At 38.5% G+C, this 1,067-nt stretch carries 3 protein-coding genes; 2 read left to right on the forward strand and 1 reads right to left on the reverse strand.

Going from position 1 to position 1,067, the window contains the following annotated elements:
- A partial coding sequence (locus H5072_RS20960) for a hypothetical protein (RefSeq protein WP_220488741.1) occupies nucleotides 1–204 on the forward strand: 204 nt, incomplete at its 5' end.
- A gap of 14 nt (nucleotides 205–218) precedes the next feature.
- Here the strand turns inward: H5072_RS20960 and H5072_RS20145 are convergent.
- Nucleotides 219–587, reverse strand: coding sequence for an endonuclease V (locus tag H5072_RS20145; RefSeq protein WP_182194833.1), 369 nt, complete (start codon nucleotides 585–587; stop codon nucleotides 219–221).
- On the opposite strand from H5072_RS20145, the gene H5072_RS20150 reads away from it, so the two are divergent.
- The coding region (locus tag H5072_RS20150) for an immunity 49 family protein (protein WP_182694599.1) at nucleotides 587–1,067 on the forward strand (481 nt) is incomplete at its 3' end. The two genes, H5072_RS20145 and H5072_RS20150, sit on opposite strands and share 1 nt — an antisense overlap.

Raw genomic sequence — 1,067 nt, forward strand, 5'->3', positions numbered from 1 at the left:
TCGCTGTTAGAATTCCCAGTTAATACGCTTTTTGTCTCAAATATTAGCAGGAATATTTTATATGGGCTTAACAAACATGCTTGGCTGGAGCTAGAAGAACTAAGCTTTCACCATTTAGTTAATTTAACGCTAGATGAAGTCATTGCTTTTCGAAATGATAATTTTAAGAAGGTAAATATTTCATACGAAAATAAAACTTATTAATGAGTATGTGAGACTTATGGTTTTTCATAAGTCTTTTCTCTATGTTCTTTTAAAGTTTTATTAACCAATTGGTCTGCTTGACGAGTGGTTTCTGGGAGTCGATATTTAGACGCTAGTTTTAATATCCACTCAACTGCAGTATCTAGTGATACTTTATGGCCAATGGATACATAAACAGGTTTGATATTATCTTGCGTACGTAGCACTTTGCCAATAATCTTGTTGTCATCTATTAAATCAGACGTTGAGCCACGGTGTTTTGCAAGTTCTTTAAACTCACCTAATAACTTGCTCTTGCCACAGCCTATGGTGGGTATATCTAAGGTGACACCTAAGATACAAGACCTGACCCTGCTGGTTTGTTGATAATTGGTTAGTGCAATTGAGTTTAGCGATTTGCTTAAGAGATACTGATACGGCTAAGTTAATCTGCCGGTGCGAAGAAGATTGGTTGGAGTTTAACGAGCCATTTAACGTTGCGCTGTTTAATTTTGTGCGCAATATTTTTGTACAAGATATGGACCAAACTGAGTTATTGCGTGAAGTAATGGAGAAATCAGGCCCTGAGCATGTTGATGAATTTAGAGCGCCTTATGTGAACATGCTTTTCTTACCTTATTTGGATGTGTGGGTAGCGCTTTTATTAAACGATGAAGCTCATTACAAACGGTCAATCCATACAGCCATTGAGTTGCATTACAAGTTCTACAATGATCCACCTGAAGGCGCAGTAACATGGACAGGCGATGTAGCTCTGCTAATGAGCGCAGTGGCCAGCCTTGCCTATGATAAGCATGGCTGGCAAGTCCCCGACACCCCTTACCTGCCAAAGTGGCTAATTTATAAAGAGTTTGAAAATGCTT

Origin of the sequence: Pseudoalteromonas sp. SR45-5, assembly GCF_014163565.1 — a bacterium.
GTDB classification, from domain to species: domain Bacteria; phylum Pseudomonadota; class Gammaproteobacteria; order Enterobacterales; family Alteromonadaceae; genus Pseudoalteromonas; species Pseudoalteromonas distincta.